Here is a 19770-nt window from a genome sequence, read left to right as displayed (position 1 = left end):
TTTATCACATTTAATATTATAGAAAAAATAAAGGGATATTTCAAATTTGAATAAAATGTGAACAAGTTTGTGAAAAGATGAACAATTTTATTTAAATAGGCTTGAAGGTTTTTGCGAGTCGTTATATGATAAGCATGTAAAGAAAAACTAACGAGAATTTGCAAAAAAGCAACAAGAACTGTAAGTTGGTAGGAAAATTAAACTACTATATTAGTAGTTTTTCTTTAAAGAAGAATTTGTGAAAATAATCACAAATAGACTGCTTTTGAAAAGTGGTTTTTTCTTTAAAGTTATATGTGAAAACATTCACATAATTATCATTCTCTATAATTGGAGGGATCTACAATGTCAGTTGTTGAAAAAGAAGTAAAAGGGAAAAACGAACAAGTTGATGTGCAAGCAGTTATTGATGAAATGGCAGCGAAAGGAAAAAAAGCACTAAAGGAGTTTATGTCCTTAAATCAAGAGCAAGTAGATGAAATTGTAAAAGCAATGGCTCTTGCTGGCTTAGATAAGCATATGTATTTAGCTAAACTAGCAGTAGAAGAAACCGGAAGAGGTATTTATGAAGATAAAATAACAAAGAATATATTCTCTACTGAATATATATACCACAATATTAAATATGATCGTACAGTTGGGGTAATAAATGAAGACCAACAAACAGGAATTGTCGAAATCGCTGATCCAGTTGGAGTGATTGCAGGAGTAACACCTGTTACAAATCCTACATCTACTACAATGTTTAAAGCTATTATTGCTATTAAAACACGCAATCCAATTATTTTTGCTTTCCATCCTTCTGCACAAAAATGCAGCAGTGAAGCGGCTCGAATCTTAAGGGATGCAGCTGTAAAAGCAGGAGCACCAGAGAACTGTATTCAATGGGTTGAAAAGCCTTCGATTGAAACAACAAAAGCACTAATGAACCATAACGATATTGCGCTGATTCTTGCAACTGGTGGACCAGGTATGGTTAAATCTGCATACAGCTGTGGCAAACCAGCACTGGGAGTTGGAGCTGGTAATGTACCTTGTTATATTGAAAAAACAGCAAAAGTTAAAAGAGCAGTCACTGATTTAATTCTTTCTAAAACATTCGATAATGGAATGATTTGTGCCTCTGAACAAGCAGTAATCATTGATAAAGAAATCTATGAAGAAGTGAAAAATCTATTAGTTCGTAATAGCTGTTACTTCTTAAATAAAGAGGAATTAGCTAAAGTAGAAAAACTAGTAATTAATGAAAACACATGTGCTGTAAATCCTGATATCGTTGGTAAATCTGCTCATTATATCGCAGGATTGGCAGGAGTAAAAGTTCCGGAAGATACTAAAATACTTCTTGCAGAATTAGAGGGTGTGGGACCGAATTACCCGCTATCAAGAGAAAAATTAAGTCCAGTCCTTGCATGCTATAAAGTAGAATCAACAGAAGAAGGAATCAAACGTGCAGAAGAAATGCTAGAATTTGGCGGTTTAGGACACTCAGCAGTTATTCACTCTGAAGATCCAAAAGTAATCGAAAGCTTTGCGCTAAGAATGAAAGCATGCCGCATTATTAACAACGCACCATCTTCTCAGGGTGCGATCGGTGATATCTACAATGCCTTCATGCCATCTTTAACACTTGGTTGTGGATCTTATGGTAAAAACTCTGTATCTACTAACGTAACAGACATTCATTTATTGAATGTAAAAAAACTAGCAAAAAGGAATGTAAATATGCAATGGTTTAAAGTTCCATCAAAAATCTATTTTGAGAAAAACTCTGTACAGTATTTACAAAAAATGAAGGACATTTCTAGGGTGTTTATCGTAACTGATCCATATATGGTCAAATTTGGATATGTAGATAAATTACTTTATAACTTAAGAAAACGTTCAAATCTAGTGCAAGTAGAAGTATTTTCCGATGTAGAGCCAGATCCATCTATTGAAACAGTTGTTAGAGGAACAGAAATGATGGCTAAATTCCAGCCAGATTGTATTATCGCTCTTGGTGGGGGATCTCCAATGGATGCAGCAAAAGGAATGTGGTTATTCTACGAACATCCAGATGAAGAGTTCTTCGGCTTAAAGCAAAAGTTCTTAGATATTCGTAAAAGAGTATATAAATATCCAGCGTTGGGAGGAAAAGCTAAATTTGTGGCAATTCCAACTACTTCTGGTACTGGTTCTGAAGTAACATCCTTTGCGGTTATTACAGATAAAGAGCAAAATATTAAATATCCTTTAGCAGATTATGAGCTAACACCAGATGTAGCAATCATTGATCCACAATTTGTGATGACAGTTCCACCATCCGTTACAGCAGATACAGGTATGGACGTACTAACACATGCTGTGGAGGCATATGTATCAAATATGGCAAATGACTATACAGATGCATTAGCAGTTAAAGCTGTTCAATTGATCTTTGAATATTTACCAAGAGCATATCGCAATGGAAATGATGAAGAAGCACGTGAAAAAGTGCATAATGCTTCTACGATTGCTGGTATGGCGTTTGCAAATGCGTTCTTAGGAATTAACCATAGCTTGGCACATAAATTAGGAGCCGAATTCCATATCGCACATGGTCGTTCCAATGCAATTTTATTGCCACATGTTATCAGATATAATGCAGAGAAACCAAAAAAATTCATGTCATTCCCTAAATATGAATACTTTAAAGCAGATGAACGTTATGCAGAGCTTGCCAGAATTCTTGGATTGCCAGCAAATACAGTTGAACAAGGTGTAGACAACTTTGTGAAGGCAGTAATTAGACTAGGGAAAGAACTGAATATTCCTATGAGTATTGCTGCCCAAGGCGTAGATGCAAAAGAATTTGAAGCAAAAGTGGATTATTTAGCGGACCGGGCTTTTGAGGATCAATGTACAACAGCTAACCCTAAATTACCATTAGTTACAGAGTTGGCAGATATTTATCGTAAAGCCTATAAAGGGGTTTGAAAAATCCCTGAATAATAAAAAAAATGGTCAAATCTTTGTGATTTGACCATTTTTTTTATTCAATTTGCTAATCCAGTAATCTTCAAAGAGGAAGTCCTGCGTAAATCAATATAGGAATCCTTTAGCCGAATCAATGGTAAATGAGGTTCATTTTGATGAATAAAGATAATTTCTGCCGTTTCATTATTAGATAGTATGACTTTTTTAAAGAGCTGCTTTCTCATAATGAAATTGGTAAATGGAATAACAATAGCAGGATTTAAAGCATTTCCATAGGATTCATTTATTAATTCATCGATAGCTTCAATGTAGGTTTTCTTGTCTTTATACGTATTAGAAGTACACATGCTATTAAATATGTCTGCAACGGAAACGATTTGGATCAAGAAGGGAATATCCTTTTCTGTACGCTGAGAGGGATAGCCTTTGCCATTTATTTTTTCATGATGTAACAGAGCAGTTCGCGATATTAATATATCCAATTGCGGAACTTGAAATAAGATGCCTTTTCCATAGATCGTGTGTTTTTGCATTTCTTTATATTCTGTTTGTGTTAAACGAGCAGATACTTTTAAAATGGATGGATCCAATTTTAACATGCCGATATCATGAAATAATCCCATTTGACTAAGCAGATGGCATTGCTTTTTAGGTAATCCTAAAATTTTCCCAATAATGGCAGAAAGGATTCCAACATTAATACTATGCTGGTAAATATAATCATCTGGTGAGACTTCTTTATGAAGCATTTCTAAAATCGCTAATTCTTGAAGAGAAGAATTAATAGTGTTTTTAAAATCATGCAGAAGTTTCTCCACCGTGCTGTTATCTTGTTTGATGATGCGATGGAAAGTTTCTTTTACCTCATCTAGCAAATTAGTAAATTCCTTATTATCGGAGGAGGCAGAGGTTTCATCTGTAGGTTCAATTACATCAAATGGATTAACCTGATGCTTTGTAAGTAAGTCAATATGCTTCTTCGTTAAGATGGAGTTCTTTTTTAGTAGAAATAAGCCTTCAATAGAGTTTGAATAAACATCCCTTTTTATACGATACCCAACAATATTCATAGTTCCTTTTCCCATATTATTTGTCTCCTTTACATAATGGCTATATATTGCTGCTTCGCATCCCCTTATTAGTAAATATTACCTTAGCTCTATCGTAGATAAAACAGACTTTCTGACTAGTTATCACACTTCTTATTGCCTATTTTAGTAGAATTTACTAGGGATTAAGGCCTTCTGAATATTTTTCCTATTATAATAGCTATATATTTAACAAAAATAGAATAGAAGAAGATGCATAGATACATATAGAGAGGAGCATAAGGATGAAGAAGAATCGATTGAATAAAAATACATTTTCTTTACATAAGCAAAAGAAATATCAACATCATATTAATTTCATTCATAATGAATTGAGGAAGTATCGTACGATTGATATACCAAATCGTACGATAGTCATTAAGAATCAGGATTTGGAAGATTGGATTGTGGAAGAGTTAAGTCATGAAGAAGTAGATGATATTATTGTATTGCTAGAGCATGCTAAGAAAAGAGCATCTTCTGTGAAACCAATCTTTCAAGTGATTGCAACAAGCTTGTTAAAAAATACATAAGGATTCTACTTCTAGAAAAAAGACTTCTTGCTTGTTTCACTATGAGGAGAACTATATAATAGTATATATTTATCGATAAACACTAGAACGATTTTTAAGAAAACAAGTAGAATATCAACAATAGACAGTTGTGGATGCTACTGTTATTGTATTGTGAGAAATAGCCATATAGAAACCTAATGAAGCCTTGTTTCTTGAATTAGGAGGAGAATTAGTTGGAACCTTGTATGCAAAGTTTATATACTTATTTAAATGACCATCTTGTTGATATGCGTAAAGAGTGGCTAAGCAAGATAGAAAATAGTATTTCATCCTTTTATTCAGTCCATAAATCAGCAGAGAATATGGAAGAACTAATTACCGCACATCAAACTCTTTTAGAAAATGTAATAAAGGTTTTTATTGAGGAAGAAGAAGTGTATTCAGCAAATATTTCTGAATGGGCTATTAAAGTTGCAGAAAAGCGGGCGAAAGACTTAGTTCCGATTTTAGAATCTATTGAACAGCTTAACACGGTTAAAGGGATTCTTTTATCATATGTAGAGAAGTTTTCTGCGGAGACTACTGCTCATTTAACAATTCCTACACTCTTTGAATGGATACGATTAATTCATTATGCATTTGATTTATTTGTAAATATTTTTATTGATTCTTATGATAAATATAAATTTCAGCAATTGATGGCACAGCAAGAAACTATATATGAATTAAGCAGCCCAGTTATCCCGATTACGGAGGGAATTGGTGTTCTTCCATTAATCGGAGATATTGATACAAAGAGAGCGCAATTAATTATGGAGAATACACTAAAGGAATGTAACGAGAAACGATTTAATCACTTATTTATTGATTTATCGGGTGTGCCCCTAATTGATACAATGGTTGCGCATCAAATTTTCCAAGTGATTCATGCTTTGCGATTAATTGGTGTCAAAGGTTATCTTTCAGGATTAAGACCAGAGGTGGCACAAACAGCTATTCAACTAGGTGTAGATTTTAGCCAGATACCAATATTTAATAATTTAGCAAGTGCGCTAGGAAAATTTGGATTAACGGTCAATGAAGTGAAATTTGTTAAATAGAGGTGTATATAGATGGGGAAATATCTAGCTGCACTATTTTTCCCGTGCCTATTGGTAATCCTTTTTTCAAAAGCAACCTATTATCCAATTATTGGTTTAGTCTTAACCGTAGCTTTAATAGCTGCTTCGGTTTATAGAGGATATACTGATACATTTTTATTAATTGTTGTTGATGCTTTTTCTATGACTATTGGTTATATGATCAGTAGAAATTGGAAAGAGAGATTAGCAAGTAAGGATACTTAATAGAAGAAATATAAAAAAGAATAGAGAAGAAGAATGACTAAACGATTTTCCGTCGATAAAGAGGATAGGTATTCGTGTAGTCATTTTTTTATAGGGAAATGTTTTTTGTCTTAATTCTAAATTATATTCAAAAATAAATCGAATGTTTGTTCTCTTTTTTGTGGTTTGAAATGGAACGTTTGTGGTAGAATGATGTTATATTGATTACATAGGTAGGAATTATAAAAAAGAAATGGTAAAAATCGCCTTTTCCATTTTTGTTGTTTTCCTTAATATGACGCTTTTTGTGAAGAATTTAAATCCTTAAAACAACAGAGTTACGAAAATAACTTCTAAATATAATGGAGTATTAACATAAAGCAGCAAAGGAATGGATGAATAAGCAGGCGTGCTTATATAGATCGGAGGATGGTTTAGTGAGTCATGATTTTGAATTAGTTTCAAAGTATACTCCTCAAGGAGATCAGCCAGAAGCAATCAAAAAATTAGTCTCAGGTATACAAGCAGGAGAGAAGATTCAAACCTTGCTGGGGGCAACTGGGACGGGTAAAACGTTCACCATAAGCAATGTGATTAAAGAAGTTAAAAAGCCAACTTTAATTATTGCTCACAATAAAACCTTAGCAGGTCAATTATATAGTGAGTTTAAAGAATTTTTTCCTAATAATGCAGTAGAATATTTTGTTAGCTACTATGATTATTACCAACCAGAGGCTTATGTCCCGCAAACGGATACGTTTATTGAAAAGGATGCAAGCATCAATGATGAAATTGATAAGCTCCGTCACTCAGCAACATCTTCTTTATTTGAAAGAGATGACGTAATAATTATTGCCAGTGTATCTTGTATATATGGATTAGGTTCTCCAGAAGAATATCGAGAAATGGTTGTATCATTAAGAACCGGTATGGAATTGGAAAGAAATCAATTGCTTCGTAAATTAGTGGATATTCAATACGATCGAAATGATATTGATTTTAAACGGGGAACTTTTCGTGTCCGTGGTGATGTAGTCGAAATTTTCCCAGCGTCCCGAGATGAACATTGTATTAGAGTCGAATTTTTTGGAGATGAAATTGATCGGATTCGGGAAGTGGATGCATTAACTGGTGAAATATTAGGAGAACGAAATCATATTGCTATTTTTCCGGCGTCTCACTTCGTAACAAGAGAAGAGAAAATGAAAATAGCAATTGAAAACATTGAAAAAGAATTAGAAGAACGATTAGAGCAATTAAGAGCAGATAATAAATTATTAGAGGCTCAGCGTCTAGAACAACGCTCCCGCTATGATTTAGAAATGATGCGAGAAATGGGATTCTGTTCAGGAATAGAAAATTACTCAAGACATTTAACATTAAGACCTCCTGGATCTACTCCTTATACATTGCTGGATTATTTTCCAAAAGATTTCTTACTTGTGATTGACGAGTCTCATGTTACATTGCCGCAAATTAGAGGAATGTATAATGGTGACCAAGCGCGGAAAAACGTATTAGTAGAGCATGGTTTTCGCCTGCCGTCAGCACTTGATAACCGCCCGTTAACGTTTGGAGAATTTGAGAAGCATATTAATCAAATGATTTGTGTTTCTGCAACACCAGGACCATATGAAATCGAACATACTCCTGTTATGATTGAACAAATAATCCGTCCAACTGGATTGCTTGATCCAACCATTGATGTTCGTCCAATTGAAGGACAGATTGATGATTTAATAGCGGAAATCCATGAGAGAATTAAACGAAATGAACGGGTATTGGTAACAACACTAACGAAAAAAATGTCAGAGGATTTAACAGATTATCTGAAAGAAATAGGGATAAAAGTACAGTATCTACATTCCGAAGTAAAAACATTAGAACGGATTGAAATTATTCGAGAGTTACGTCTTGGGAAATACGATGTATTGGTAGGAATTAACCTATTGCGAGAAGGTTTGGATATTCCTGAAGTCTCACTCGTTACGATTTTGGATGCAGATAAAGAAGGATTCCTTCGTTCAGAGCGGTCCCTTATTCAAACAATCGGACGTGCAGCGAGAAATTCTAATGGTCAAGTCATCATGTACGCTGATAAGATAACCCATTCAATGGAAGTCGCCATCAGTGAAACGAAAAGACGTAGAGAAATTCAAGAAAAATATAATGAAGAACATGGAATTACCCCGCAAACTATTCAAAAAGGAATTAGAGACACAATCCGTGCTACGCAAGCAGCAGAGGAGCCTGAAGAGTATGGAACAACTACAAAACTTGATAAATTAACGAAAAAAGAAAAAGAAGCAATGATTGCACAAATGGAGAATGAAATGAAAGAAGCAGCAAAAGCATTAAACTTCGAAAGAGCTGCAGAACTTCGCGATTTATTGCTTGAATTAAAGGCTGAGGGGTGAGAGAACAATGGCAAAAGATAAACTTATTGTAAAAGGTGCACGTGCAAATAATTTAAAAAATATTGATATAACAATACCGAGAGATCAATTAGTAGTGATAACTGGTTTATCTGGTTCAGGAAAGTCTTCTCTTGCTTTTGATACGATTTATGCAGAAGGACAAAGAAGATATGTAGAATCTTTATCCGCCTATGCGCGGCAGTTTTTAGGACAAATGGATAAGCCTGATGTTGATTCAATAGAAGGCTTATCTCCCGCTATTTCCATTGATCAGAAAACGACAAGTCGAAATCCCCGCTCCACTGTGGGGACTGTAACCGAAATTTATGATTATTTGAGATTATTATTTGCGAGGGTAGGAAGACCAACTTGTCCAGAGCATGGTATTGAAATTTCTTCTCAGACAATAGAACAGATGGTAGACCGTATTCTCGAATATCCTGAGAGAACTAGACTGCAAGTACTTGCGCCAGTTGTATCAGGGCGCAAGGGTACACATGTGAAAGTACTTGAAGATGTAAAAAAACAAGGGTACGTTCGTTTGCGCATCGATGGAGAAATGTTTGAAATTGGTGATGATATTTCTCTAGAGAAAAATAAGAAACATAATATTGAAGTAGTTATCGATCGACTTGTTGTCAAAGAGGGAATAACTGCTCGTCTGGCAGATTCATTGGAATCAGCCTTACAATTTGGGAATGGAAAAGTCATTATTGATGTGATGGGACAAGAGGAATTACTGTTTAGTGAACATCACGCTTGTCCAATTTGCGGTTTCTCTATTAGTGAATTAGAACCAAGGTTATTTTCTTTTAATAGTCCATTTGGAGCTTGTCCAGATTGTGATGGCCTCGGAAATAAACTAGTTGTAGACGTAGATTTAGTTATTCCTGATTGGAATTTAACTTTAAAGGAAAATGCGATAGCTCCATGGGAATCTATTAGTTCTCAATACTATCCGCAGCTTCTTGAAAGTGTATGTAATCATTATGGGATTGACATGAATATACCTGTAAAGAACATTCCGAAGAATCTAATGGATAAAATCCTTTATGGATCTGGAAAGGAATATATCCATTTCCGTTATGAAAATGACTTTGGCCAAGTGAGAGAAAATGATATCCAATTTGAAGGCGTTATTAAAAACGTGGAAAGAAGATATAAAGAAACTAGTTCTGACTACATCCGTGAGCAAATGCAAAAATACATGGCGGAACAGCCTTGTCGCACATGTAAAGGATATCGCCTAAAGAAAGAGGCTTTGGCTGTTTTAATTAACGGACAGCATATCGGTAAAATAACTGAAAAATCAGTGGTGGAATGCTATGAATTTATGGAGAAGGTTGATTTAACAGATAAAGAAAAACAAATTGCTAACTTAATTCTTCGAGAAATAAAAGAAAGAGTTGGATTTTTGATCAATGTTGGATTAGATTATCTAACACTAAGTAGAGCTGCAGGAACTTTATCTGGTGGAGAAGCACAAAGAATACGTTTAGCAACACAAATTGGTTCAAGGCTTACGGGTGTACTTTATATTTTGGATGAGCCTTCTATTGGGCTTCACCAAAGAGATAATGATAAATTAATCGATACACTAAGACAGATGCGTGACATAGGGAATACATTGATTGTTGTAGAACATGATGAAGACACTATGATGGCTGCTGACTATTTAATAGATGTAGGACCAGGTGCGGGTGTCCATGGTGGCGAAATTATTTCTGTTGGAACACCAAAAGAAGTAATGAATGATCCGCAATCGATAACTGGTCAGTACTTATCTGGAAAGAAATTCATTCCACTTCCATTAGAGAGAAAACAAAGTGATGGCAGATTTATTGAAATTACCGGGGCAAAAGAAAATAATTTAAAGAATGTAAATGTAAAAATACCGCTCGGAATGTTTATTGCTGTGACAGGGGTTTCTGGTTCAGGAAAAAGTACTTTAATTAATGAAATTCTTCATAAAGGCTTGGCTCAAAAGCTAAATCGTGCGAAGGCAAAGCCAGGTGCCCATAAGGAAATTAAGGGAATTGAACAATTGGAAAAAGTCATTGATATTGACCAATCTCCAATTGGCCGAACACCAAGATCGAATCCGGCAACCTATACTGGAGTGTTTGATGATATACGTGATGTTTTTGCGACAACCAATGAAGCAAAGGTACGCGGTTATAAAAAAGGACGCTTTAGTTTTAATGTCAAAGGTGGAAGATGCGAAGCCTGCCGTGGAGACGGAATCATAAAAATTGAAATGCATTTCCTTCCAGACGTTTATGTTCCTTGTGAAGTTTGTCATGGCAAACGATACAATAGGGAAACATTAGAAGTGAAATATAAAGGGAAAAATATTTCCGATGTATTGGAAATGACAGTAGAAGATGGCGTATCCTTTTTTGAAAATATACCGAAAATTCATCGTAAATTGCAAACAATTGTGGACGTTGGTTTAGGATATATTAAACTCGGACAACCAGCGACTACTTTATCAGGCGGAGAGGCACAAAGGGTAAAACTAGCATCAGAACTACACCGCCGATCTACGGGTAAGTCCTTTTATATTTTGGATGAGCCGACAACAGGCTTACATGTTGATGATATTTCAAGACTATTGATTGTTCTTCAGCGACTAGTCGAAAATGGAGATACAGTACTAGTTATTGAACATAATCTCGATGTCATTAAGACAGCAGATTATATTATCGACTTAGGACCAGAAGGCGGAGATAAAGGTGGCACAATATTAGGAACAGGGACTCCTGAGGATATTGCCAATCTAAAAGGGTCTTATACAGGGAAATATTTAAAGCCAATCCTAGAGAGAGAACGGCAAAGAATGAAGGATAGTATCATAGAAGCTGAAAAGATCGCTACAACTTAAATCAAGAGACGAGGAAAGTAGAAAAGCTGAATTAATTATTCAATTCGGCTATCTGCTAAGCCTCGTCTCTTTTTTTCTTACTTACGCAGAAGTTCTTCTGAATTAGAAAATCGCTACATAAAATAAAAAGGTCAGAAAGTATTCAGATTGAAACTTTTGCAGGGGTGATTCCGTATTAACATATAGGAGTCCGTACTGTTGATTAGTAATTTCAACCACTGAGCGGCTTTGGAAGTGTTTTTTCCTTTAACAAAATAGTCTTTACATTAGCAAATGAAAATAAGCAGTGTTTTAACGTCTTATTTATGTGAAAAGTACTAAAAAGAATAAAATCGTTATTTTGAGGAGGATTTACAGTGGCAGACGAGAAAAAGCGAATTTTAGAATTAGTGGAAAGTGGAAAATTAACTGTAGATGAAGCGTTAAAGCTAATGGAAAAGGTTGATGAAGTGAATGAGAAGAAGTCTTTAAATGAAGAAGAAAAGATAATTTTAGAAGATTTTCAAAAGGAAACAAAGTTTCATGAAAAGAAGAAAGAAACATCTTCAAATTATGGATTTAATTTTCAAGCAGCGAAAGATAAGCTTTTTGACATAGTTGATACAACCATAAAAAAGGTGAAGGAAGTAGACCTTGATTTAAACTTTGGTCATTTTGAAGAAGTTTCTCACATTTTTCAATACCATAATATTGCCCCAAAAAAGGTGGATATCGATATTCCCAATGGGGAAGTGGAGCTGATTCCATGGGATCAAGAGGAAGTAAGTATTGAGTGTAAAGCTAAGGTCTATCGAGTGAATTCTTTAGAGGAAGCAAAAAAGGTATTTCTCAAGGAAGTAGATGTAATCGTAGATGAGGAGCGCTTAGTATTGAAAACGAACCATAAGTGGATGAAAGTGAAAACACAGGTTTATATTCCACAAATTTCATATGAATCGGCCATTATCCGTTTATTTAATGGACCAATTACTACTTTTGATGTTAAAGCGGAAAAATTGTATGCTAAAACAGCAAATGGTAAAATAACGCTAAAAGCTGGTGAAAATAAAAAAGTGGAGGCAGACGCTGCAAACGGCAGTATTAAAGTTGAAAAAGGAAAGATGGAAAAGCTGGATGCAGAAACAATAAATGGCTCTATTACGGTTGATGGTTATTTTAATAAAGTTGATTTACAAGCCTTCAACGGCAGTATTTCTTGTGTGAATCATTCAGAAGCCTGTGACATCCTTGAACTTCAAGGAACAACAGGAAGCATTGAAGTAAGTTTACCAGAATCTTTAGCGGTTAGTGGTGAATTAAAAACGAATTTTGGTGGATTCAATGTAGAATTAGAGGGAATACAAATAATAGAAGAAAAAAATGAAGTTCTGCAAAAAACGTTACAATTTAAATCAATCCAATCAAGTGAGCATCATACAAAAATTGAAGCTAATACTAAAACAGGATCGATTAAAGTGAAGAAAATTGATAAAAGCAATTAATTTTAATAGAAGAATTGGATAAGATACATGGACTGCACGTTGGAGAAGACAAGAAATAAAAAGTTGTCTTCTTCTGTATCTTAAATTAATCAGCTTCTTCTGTGTTTAATAAGGAGTAATTGGAATGAGATGGATAATCGGAATACTGATTAATGCTATTTTCTTTGTAGCATTAGCTGGTTTATTTCAGGAACAATTTTATTTATCGGGAATAGGTGCGGCAATTGGGGCAAGTGTGATTTTATCCTTGCTAAATATTATTGTCAAACCAATTTTAATTTTATTGACGTTACCTGTAACAGTGTTATCGCTTGGGCTATTTTTATTTGTCATCAACGCTATTACGCTGTCATTAACAGACAGGCTAATGGGAGATAGTTTTGAAATTTCGAGTTTTGGTATGTGTTTACTTTTTAGCATTCTGCTGTCACTTTGCAATATAATTGTTCAAAACACAGTTCTGCGAGGAAAAGGATAAAAGCTGCCGAGTAAAGGAGTGGAGAAAAGACCATTGCTTTACTTAGCAGCTTTTCTTATTATTTTGACTGAATTCTAGCATATATTTAGAGTTTAATGCTAAAATAAGGTGAATATGGAATTCTAAAAAAAACTACCTTAAACACCCTATACTGTTTATAAAAACTTAACAGCAATGACCTTTAAAGGAGGAGCTTCATGGCAGCGAAAGTACTAATAAAAGATGTTATCGAAGAGTTTGATTTAGAAATTGTAAGTGGAGAAGAGGGAATTAATCGACCAATTACAGTTAGTGATATATCAAGACCAGGTCTCGAGATGGCCGGCTATTTTAATTATTATCCAGCAGAACGTGTTCAGTTGTTAGGGAAGACAGAACTGACCTTTGCCGAACGGTTAAGTGAGGAAGATAGAGCAAATCGCTTAACTAAATTATGTAGTGATACAACGCCTGGAATTATCATTACACGAAATATGGAGGTGCCTCCTCAATTAATAGAGGCATCAGAAGAATTAGCTGTACCTGTACTACGATCCAAGCATAAAACATCGCTTTTTTCCAGTCGTCTTACAAACTTCTTAGAAAGAAAATTAGCACCAACGACAGCAGTTCACGGGGTACTTGTTGATATTTATGGTGTGGGCGTTTTAATTACTGGTAAAAGTGGTGTTGGTAAAAGTGAAACAGCCCTTGAGCTTGTAAAGCGCGGGCATCGATTAGTTGCTGATGATTGTGTGGAGATACGCCAAGAAGATGAGAATTTAATTGTTGGTAGTTCACCAGAGTTAATTGAACATCTATTGGAAATCCGTGGATTAGGTATCATTAATGTCATGACGCTTTTTGGAGCTGGGGCTGTACGTACCCACAAAAAGATATCTTTAGTTATGTCTCTGGAATTATGGGAGCAGAACAAGCAATATGACCGTTTAGGTTTAGATGAAGAAAAAATGAAAATAATTGATACAGAAGTAACAAAGCTGACAATTCCAGTTCGCCCTGGGCGAAATTTAGCGGTAATTATTGAGGTCGCAGCAATGAATTTCCGTTTAAAAAGAATGGGTGTTAATGCAGCCGAACAATTCACGAATAAATTAAACAATGTTATATCTGACGAACGAAAATAAATAGCTAGAAGTAAATAGTAAAAACATGGGAAATAGGAGGAAATCGAATGGAAGATATACAACCAATTGATCCAATTGCTTTTTCGTTAGGGCCGATTGATGTTAGATGGTACGGACTTATCATTGGCTCTGGATTGATTCTTGCTCTTATTATTGCAATGCGAGAAGGAAATAGAAGAGGACTTGGAAAGGATGACTTCCCTGATTTAATGTTATGGGCAATCCCGATTTCCATTATATGTGCGCGAATTTACTATGTCATTTTTGAATGGAGCTACTATAAAGATCATCTAGGGGATATACCGAAAATTTGGAATGGTGGAATTGCCATTCATGGAGCTTTAATTGGTGCAATCGTAACTACTTATATTTTTACAAAGAAAAAGGATATTTCCTTCTGGAAAATGGCAGACATCGCTGCACCTAGTCTAATTCTGGGACAAGCTATTGGCCGTTGGGGCAACTTTATGAATCAAGAGGCACATGGCGAAGAAGTCACACGTTCCTTTTTAGAAGGCTTACATTTGCCGAATTTTATTATCGATCAAATGTATATTAACGGCACTTACTATCATCCTACTTTTTTATATGAATCATTATGGAATATTGTTGGATTCGTGATTTTACTAGTTTTACGGAAAGTGAACTTACGTAGAGGAGAAATCTTTTTATCTTATGTTATTTGGTATTCGATTGGAAGATTCTTTATCGAAGGAATGAGAACAGACAGCCTTATGATAGGTGACTTACGGATGGCTCAATTAATTTCTTTAGCGTTAATTGTCATTTCTATTATCTGTATCGCTTATAGACGGAAAACGGGTATTGCGAGTGAACGTTATTTAGATACAAATGGTTAATCATGGAAAGGAATGTTTAGGTTGACTGGAAAGATTAATACAGCATTATTTGATTTGGATGGAACGCTAATAAATACAAATGAATTAATTATTTCCTCCTACTTACATACATTAAATCATTATTACCCAGGAAAATATAAACGAGTTGATGTCATTCCTTTTATGGGACCACCATTATTGGAAACATTTGAGTCGATTGATAAAATGCGTGCTCCAGAAATGATGGCAATGTACCGCTCTTATAATATTGCGAATCACGATAAGATTGTTACGATATTTGATGGTGTGTACGATGCTATGAAAGAATTAAAGCAAAGAGGCTTTAAGCTGGCAATTGTATCAACGAAACTTTCCGATGTAGTGGAAATGGGCTTGAAATTGACGAAGCTAGATGAATTTTTTGATGTAGTGGTTGCTTTAGATCATGTAACAAAAGCTAAACCAGATCCCGAGCCGGTTCTTCTTGCTCTTGAAAAATTAAAGGCTTCCCCTAGCGAAGCGATTATGGTTGGAGATAATAAACACGATATTTTGTCTGGGAAAAATGCAGGTACTTTAACAGCGGGTGTTGCTTGGACGCTAAAGGGGAAAGAATTTTTGCAGGCATATAATCCTGATTATATTTTTGAGAATATGAAAGACATCCTTTCTATTCCTGAAGTACAACAAACATGAGAAAAACGACGAGATATCCGGTTAGTGGATCAAATTCCTTATGGCATGTTTATAAAACAGTTCCGTTTTTGAAAGTAATTAAAAATTTTATTGTTATTCAGACAGCAAGATATATGCCTTTTTTGAAAGTGAAAAATTGGATGTACCGAAAGCTATTAAAAATGCGGGTGGGAGAACAAACCTCCTTTGCTTTAATGGTAATGCTTGATATTATGTTTCCAGAAAAAATTAAGGTCGGCAAGAATAGTGTCATAGGCTACAATACCACTATTCTTGCCCATGAATATTTAATAGAGGAATATAGGCTAGGAGAGGTTGAAATTGGCGATGAAGTCATGATTGGCGCCAATACCACTATTCTTCCAGGTGTGACAATTGGTGACCGTGCGATTGTATCTGCAGGTACATTAGTACATAAGGACGTCCCGGCAGGAAGCTTTGTTGGGGGAAATCCGATGCAAATCATTTATACCGCAGAACAAATGGAAGAACGTAAACGAAATGAGCCTTCCTATGTTTTAGATGAATAAATAGAAATACCTATCTGTCCATTATTTCAAGAATAAGTTTCTAGGAGTAATGAAAAGATAGGTCTTTTTTAAAATATCAGAATAAATAAAAAATAAAGAGGGGTATAACAATAAATGGAATTTATCGAAAGAATTATATAAGGAATTTATTAGTCTTGGATTTTTTAGAAAGATCTAATAAATGAAACTTTTCTCTTGACCTCGAATCAGACGAAGAGTACACTAAAAACAACTCTTTAATTTGGTAGTATATTAGCGAACTAAAGCATTCGGAATTTTAAAACACGAGGTGTAATGATGAGTAGCTTATTTATGTTTGAAAAGCCATTAGGCATGAGAGATACATTACCAGCGATTTACGAAAGAAAATATAAAGTAAAACAAAAAATAGATACAGAAATTAAAAAATGGGGTTATCAATTTATTGAAACTCCGACATTAGAATACTATGAAACAGTCGGCACAGCCTCCGCTATTTTAGACCAGCAGCTTTTTAAATTATTGGATCAGCAGGGACACACACTAGTTCTTCGCCCAGATATGACCGCGCCAATAGCAAGAGTAGCGGCATCTAAGCTTCTATCAGAAGATTTGCCATTACGCCTTGCCTATAATGCGTCCGTGTTTCGAGCACAGCAGCGGGAAGGCGGCAGACCGGCGGAGTTTGAACAAATAGGTGTTGAATATATTGGCGATAAAACCATTAGTGCGGATGGAGAAGGAATTTCTCTACTTATTTCCTCTCTTCAACAAGCAGGAGTGAAAAACTATCAAGTTTCGGTAGGACATATTGGCTTTGTCCAATCATTTTTCCAACAAATTCTTGGAACAAAAGATAGAGTGGACAGTTTAACCAAATACCTATATGAGAAAAATTATGTCGGCTATCGTCAGCATGTAGAACAGCTTGCTTTATCAAGTATTGATAAACAGCGCTTAAATGACTTCCTAACGCTTAGAGGAAAAGAAGAAGTGATTAACCTTGCCTATCAATTAATGGAAGGAGATCAAGGCATAAAAGCAATAGATGACTTAAAACAGCTAAAGGACATTCTCATAGATTACGAAGTAGCAGATAGAGTGACATTTGATTTATCACTTGTCAGTCATATGAGCTACTATACTGGCATTGTATATGAGGTATATGCAGAAGGCGTGGGCTTTCCCATTGGAAGTGGGGGCCGGTATGATTTGCTATTAGAAAAATTCGGCAAAGACACTGGAGCAACTGGTTTTGCTATTCGAGTGGATCGACTATTAGAAGCATTAGGTAAGGTGGCAAAAACGACCATAATCGAATGTATTTTATTTAGTAATGAACGCAGAAAAGAAGCGTTTCTATTAGCACAAGAAAAAAGGCGTGCTGGCATCCATGTCATTACGCAAGATATTAATGGAGTGAAAGATGTAGATGCCTGTACAAAACAGTATAGTGAAATCACACTATTGGTCGGGAAAAAAGGGGTGGAGGTGATCAAATGAATGACATGCTAACTATCGCAATGCCAAAGGGAAGAATTTTCGAAGAGGCAGCTGATTTATTAAGAGATGCAGGCTTTCGTTTACCAGCAGAGTTTGACGACTCCCGGAAATTAATTATAGAGGTTGAAGAAGAAAACTTTCGCTTTATCTTGGCTAAGCCCATGGATGTTCCTACCTATGTGGAGCATGGAGTAGCAGATTTGGGGATTGCAGGAAAGGATGTCATGCTTGAGGAAGAAAGAGACGTATATGAATTGCTAGATTTACATATTAGTGCCTGTTATTTAGCAGTAGCAGGGCTTCCTCATACAGAACTGAATGAAATTGCTCCTAGAATTGCGACAAAATATCCTAATGTGGCAGCAGCCTATTTTCGTGAACAAGGCTCTCAAGTAGAAATTATTAAGCTGAATGGTTCCATTGAGCTTGCACCAATTATCGGCTTAACAGATCGAATTGTCGATATTGTTTCGACAGGAAAGACACTCGCTGAGAATGGCCTGATTGAATACGAAAGAATCGTAGATATTACTTCAAGATTAATTGTCAATCCGGCAAGCTATCGATTGAAGGACAGACGAATTAGTGAATTAGTAGAGCGGCTTCAGCCAGTAGTAAAGTCGAAACAAAGTGTGAAATAACGAATAAGGAGTATTCTAGATGAGAATTGTGACAGATATTGAGAATATTAGTTTAAAGCGCTCTGTTGATGCAGGTACGGAAGAACAGCGAAAAGCGGTCCGGGAGATTATGGGAGAGGTAAAAAGAAGTGGTGATCAAGCTTTAATTGAATATACAAAAAAATGGGATAGAGCCGAATTGACATGTCTTCGGGTGAAGGAAGAAGAGGTAGCAGCTGCTTACAATCATGTAGAAGAGGAAATGGTTTCAATTATAAAAGAGGCAGCCGCAAATATTAAAGAATACCATCAAAAGCAGCTGAAAACCTCATGGGATTTTACCCAAGACAATGGCTCCGTTCTTGGTCAACGGATTCTCCCATTAGATTCCGTTGGTGTTTATGTTCCAGGGGGAACAGCAGCTTATCCTTCGTCTGTATTAATGAACGTCATTCCAGCATTAGTTGCAGGAGTTCAGCGGATAGTTATGGTATCTCCACCGAATGATAATGGAATTCTTCCTAGTGCTGTCTTAGTAGCAGCTGATATTGCTGGGGTAAAGGAAATTTACAAAGTGGGAGGCGCTCAAGCTATTGCAGCATTAGCGTACGGCACGGAATCAATTGAGAAAGTTGATAAGATTGTCGGCCCTGGAAATATCTTTGTTGCCCTTGCAAAAAGAGAAGTTTTTGGCGATGTTGCTATTGATATGATTGCAGGACCAAGTGAAATTGCCATTATAGCTGATGAAACAGCAAGTGCCAAAGAAATTGCTGCAGACTTATTATCACAGGCAGAGCATGACGAAAGAGCTTCCTCTGTTCTTGTTACTACTTCTATTTTATTAGCTGAAGAGGTCTCTCAAGAAGTGAAGCAGCAGTTAAATGATTTACCACGTAAGGAAATAGCGGAAAAATCAATTGACCAATATGGATTAATAGTGGTTGTAGAAACATTGGATAAGGCTGTCGCAGTCATCAATACCATTGCGCCAGAACATTTAGAAATCCTAACAAAGAATCCATACGATATCCTCGAACATATCCGTCACGCAGGATCCATTTTTATAGGAAGATATAGCTCAGAGCCAGTCGGAGATTATTTTGCTGGAACAAACCACGTTTTACCGACAAATGGAACAGCAAGATTCTCCAATCCACTAAACGTAGATGATTTCCAAAAGAAATCAAGTATCACTCATTATAGTGAAGCAGCATTTAAAGAAAACGCCCATAAAATAGCCAAATTTGCCCGCTTAGAAGGGTTAGAAGCTCACGCAAGAGCAATAGAAGCGCGATATGATGATTAGACGCTAGTTGAAAGACCTACA

16 protein-coding genes are annotated in these 19770 nt (G+C 35.6%); 15 read left to right on the top strand and 1 reads right to left on the bottom strand.

Annotated features, from left to right (window positions below; genetic code table 11):
* The first annotated feature begins 345 nt into the window (after positions 1-345).
* Positions 346-2958, top strand: coding sequence for a bifunctional acetaldehyde-CoA/alcohol dehydrogenase (gene adhE / locus NSS71_RS14395; protein ID WP_047943756.1), 2613 nt, complete (start codon positions 346-348; stop codon positions 2956-2958).
* Between the two features lie 59 nt (positions 2959-3017).
* Here adhE and NSS71_RS14390 read toward each other — a convergent pair whose 3' ends face one another.
* Positions 3018-4043: an HD-GYP domain-containing protein gene (locus tag NSS71_RS14390; protein ID WP_053215761.1), complete on the bottom strand. Its 1026-nt coding sequence runs from the start codon at positions 4041-4043 to the stop codon at positions 3018-3020.
* A gap of 248 nt (positions 4044-4291) precedes the next feature.
* Between NSS71_RS14390 and NSS71_RS14385 the strand changes: the two genes are divergently transcribed.
* The 14 genes from NSS71_RS14385 (at position 4292) to hisD (ending at position 19749) form a co-directional block, all read left to right on the top strand.
* Positions 4292-4579, top strand: a complete 288-nt coding sequence (locus tag NSS71_RS14385) for a hypothetical protein (RefSeq protein WP_235844534.1) — start codon at positions 4292-4294, stop codon at positions 4577-4579.
* Positions 4580-4794: 215 nt separating this feature from the next.
* The gene (locus NSS71_RS14380; protein WP_053215762.1) at positions 4795-5661 is read left to right on the top strand and encodes an STAS domain-containing protein; all 867 of its coding nucleotides are present in this window, start codon (positions 4795-4797) and stop codon (positions 5659-5661) included.
* A 12-nt stretch (positions 5662-5673) separates the two neighbouring features.
* Complete coding sequence (locus NSS71_RS14375) at positions 5674-5907, top strand: CsbA family protein (protein ID WP_047943757.1); 234 nt, start codon at positions 5674-5676, stop codon at positions 5905-5907.
* A 416-nt stretch (positions 5908-6323) separates the two neighbouring features.
* Positions 6324-8303: an excinuclease ABC subunit UvrB gene (gene uvrB, locus NSS71_RS14370; RefSeq protein WP_095258576.1), complete on the top strand. Its 1980-nt coding sequence runs from the start codon at positions 6324-6326 to the stop codon at positions 8301-8303.
* 7 nt (positions 8304-8310) lie between these two features.
* The gene (uvrA, locus tag NSS71_RS14365) at positions 8311-11187 is read left to right on the top strand and encodes an excinuclease ABC subunit UvrA (protein ID WP_047943759.1); all 2877 of its coding nucleotides are present in this window, start codon (positions 8311-8313) and stop codon (positions 11185-11187) included.
* Between the two features lie 356 nt (positions 11188-11543).
* On the top strand, positions 11544-12668 hold the full coding sequence (locus NSS71_RS14360) for a DUF4097 family beta strand repeat-containing protein (RefSeq protein ID WP_047943760.1): 1125 nt from the start codon (positions 11544-11546) through the stop codon (positions 12666-12668).
* 124 nt (positions 12669-12792) lie between these two features.
* On the top strand, positions 12793-13146 hold the full coding sequence (locus NSS71_RS14355) for a phage holin family protein (RefSeq protein WP_047943761.1): 354 nt from the start codon (positions 12793-12795) through the stop codon (positions 13144-13146).
* Positions 13147-13343: 197 nt separating this feature from the next.
* A complete protein-coding gene (gene hprK, locus NSS71_RS14350) occupies positions 13344-14273 on the top strand; it encodes an HPr(Ser) kinase/phosphatase (RefSeq protein WP_047943762.1) in 930 nt (309 codons plus the stop codon).
* 47 nt (positions 14274-14320) lie between these two features.
* Positions 14321-15133 carry a prolipoprotein diacylglyceryl transferase gene (gene lgt, locus NSS71_RS14345; protein WP_047943763.1) on the top strand — a complete coding sequence of 271 codons (813 nt, stop codon included), beginning with the start codon at positions 14321-14323 and terminating at the stop codon, positions 15131-15133.
* 21 nt (positions 15134-15154) lie between these two features.
* On the top strand, positions 15155-15808 hold the full coding sequence (ppaX, locus tag NSS71_RS14340; protein WP_095258577.1) for a pyrophosphatase PpaX: 654 nt from the start codon (positions 15155-15157) through the stop codon (positions 15806-15808).
* On the top strand, positions 15805-16338 hold the full coding sequence (locus tag NSS71_RS14335; protein ID WP_061800355.1) for an acyltransferase: 534 nt from the start codon (positions 15805-15807) through the stop codon (positions 16336-16338). Before ppaX ends, NSS71_RS14335 begins: the two co-directional genes overlap by 4 nt.
* A gap of 297 nt (positions 16339-16635) precedes the next feature.
* Positions 16636-17820 carry an ATP phosphoribosyltransferase regulatory subunit gene (locus NSS71_RS14330; RefSeq protein ID WP_251688331.1) on the top strand — a complete coding sequence of 395 codons (1185 nt, stop codon included), beginning with the start codon at positions 16636-16638 and terminating at the stop codon, positions 17818-17820.
* The gene (hisG, locus tag NSS71_RS14325) at positions 17817-18461 is read left to right on the top strand and encodes an ATP phosphoribosyltransferase (RefSeq protein WP_047943767.1); all 645 of its coding nucleotides are present in this window, start codon (positions 17817-17819) and stop codon (positions 18459-18461) included. Before NSS71_RS14330 ends, hisG begins: the two co-directional genes overlap by 4 nt.
* A gap of 19 nt (positions 18462-18480) precedes the next feature.
* Positions 18481-19749 carry a histidinol dehydrogenase gene (gene hisD / locus NSS71_RS14320; protein WP_144546310.1) on the top strand — a complete coding sequence of 423 codons (1269 nt, stop codon included), beginning with the start codon at positions 18481-18483 and terminating at the stop codon, positions 19747-19749.
* Positions 19750-19770 lie beyond the last annotated feature (21 nt).

Origin of the sequence: Niallia sp. FSL W8-0951, assembly GCF_038006525.1 — a bacterium.
GTDB classification, from domain to species: Bacteria; Bacillota; Bacilli; order Bacillales; family Cytobacillaceae; genus Niallia; species Niallia circulans.
Note: the sequence above shows the minus strand (reverse complement) of the source record. Positions and strands in the feature narration are given on the sequence as shown.

Bases quoted from the DNA above. Each gene is read 5' to 3' on its own strand.
- NSS71_RS14335 (WP_061800355.1), top strand. From the start codon at position 15,805: ATGAGAAAAACGACGAGATATCCGGTTAGTGGATCAAATTCCTTATGG.
- uvrA (WP_047943759.1), top strand. From the start codon at position 8,311: ATGGCAAAAGATAAACTTATTGTAAAAGGTGCACGTGCAAATAATTTA.
- adhE (WP_047943756.1), top strand. From the start codon at position 346: ATGTCAGTTGTTGAAAAAGAAGTAAAAGGGAAAAACGAACAAGTTGAT.
- NSS71_RS14375 (WP_047943757.1), top strand. From the start codon at position 5,674: ATGGGGAAATATCTAGCTGCACTATTTTTCCCGTGCCTATTGGTAATC.
- lgt (WP_047943763.1), top strand. From the start codon at position 14,321: ATGGAAGATATACAACCAATTGATCCAATTGCTTTTTCGTTAGGGCCG.
- hprK (WP_047943762.1), top strand. From the start codon at position 13,344: ATGGCAGCGAAAGTACTAATAAAAGATGTTATCGAAGAGTTTGATTTA.
- hisG (WP_047943767.1), top strand. From the start codon at position 17,817: ATGAATGACATGCTAACTATCGCAATGCCAAAGGGAAGAATTTTCGAA.
- NSS71_RS14355 (WP_047943761.1), top strand. From the start codon at position 12,793: ATGAGATGGATAATCGGAATACTGATTAATGCTATTTTCTTTGTAGCA.
- NSS71_RS14390 (WP_053215761.1), bottom strand. From the start codon at position 4,043: ATGGGAAAAGGAACTATGAATATTGTTGGGTATCGTATAAAAAGGGAT.
- NSS71_RS14330 (WP_251688331.1), top strand. From the start codon at position 16,636: ATGAGTAGCTTATTTATGTTTGAAAAGCCATTAGGCATGAGAGATACA.
- NSS71_RS14385 (WP_235844534.1), top strand. From the start codon at position 4,292: ATGAAGAAGAATCGATTGAATAAAAATACATTTTCTTTACATAAGCAA.
- hisD (WP_144546310.1), top strand. From the start codon at position 18,481: ATGAGAATTGTGACAGATATTGAGAATATTAGTTTAAAGCGCTCTGTT.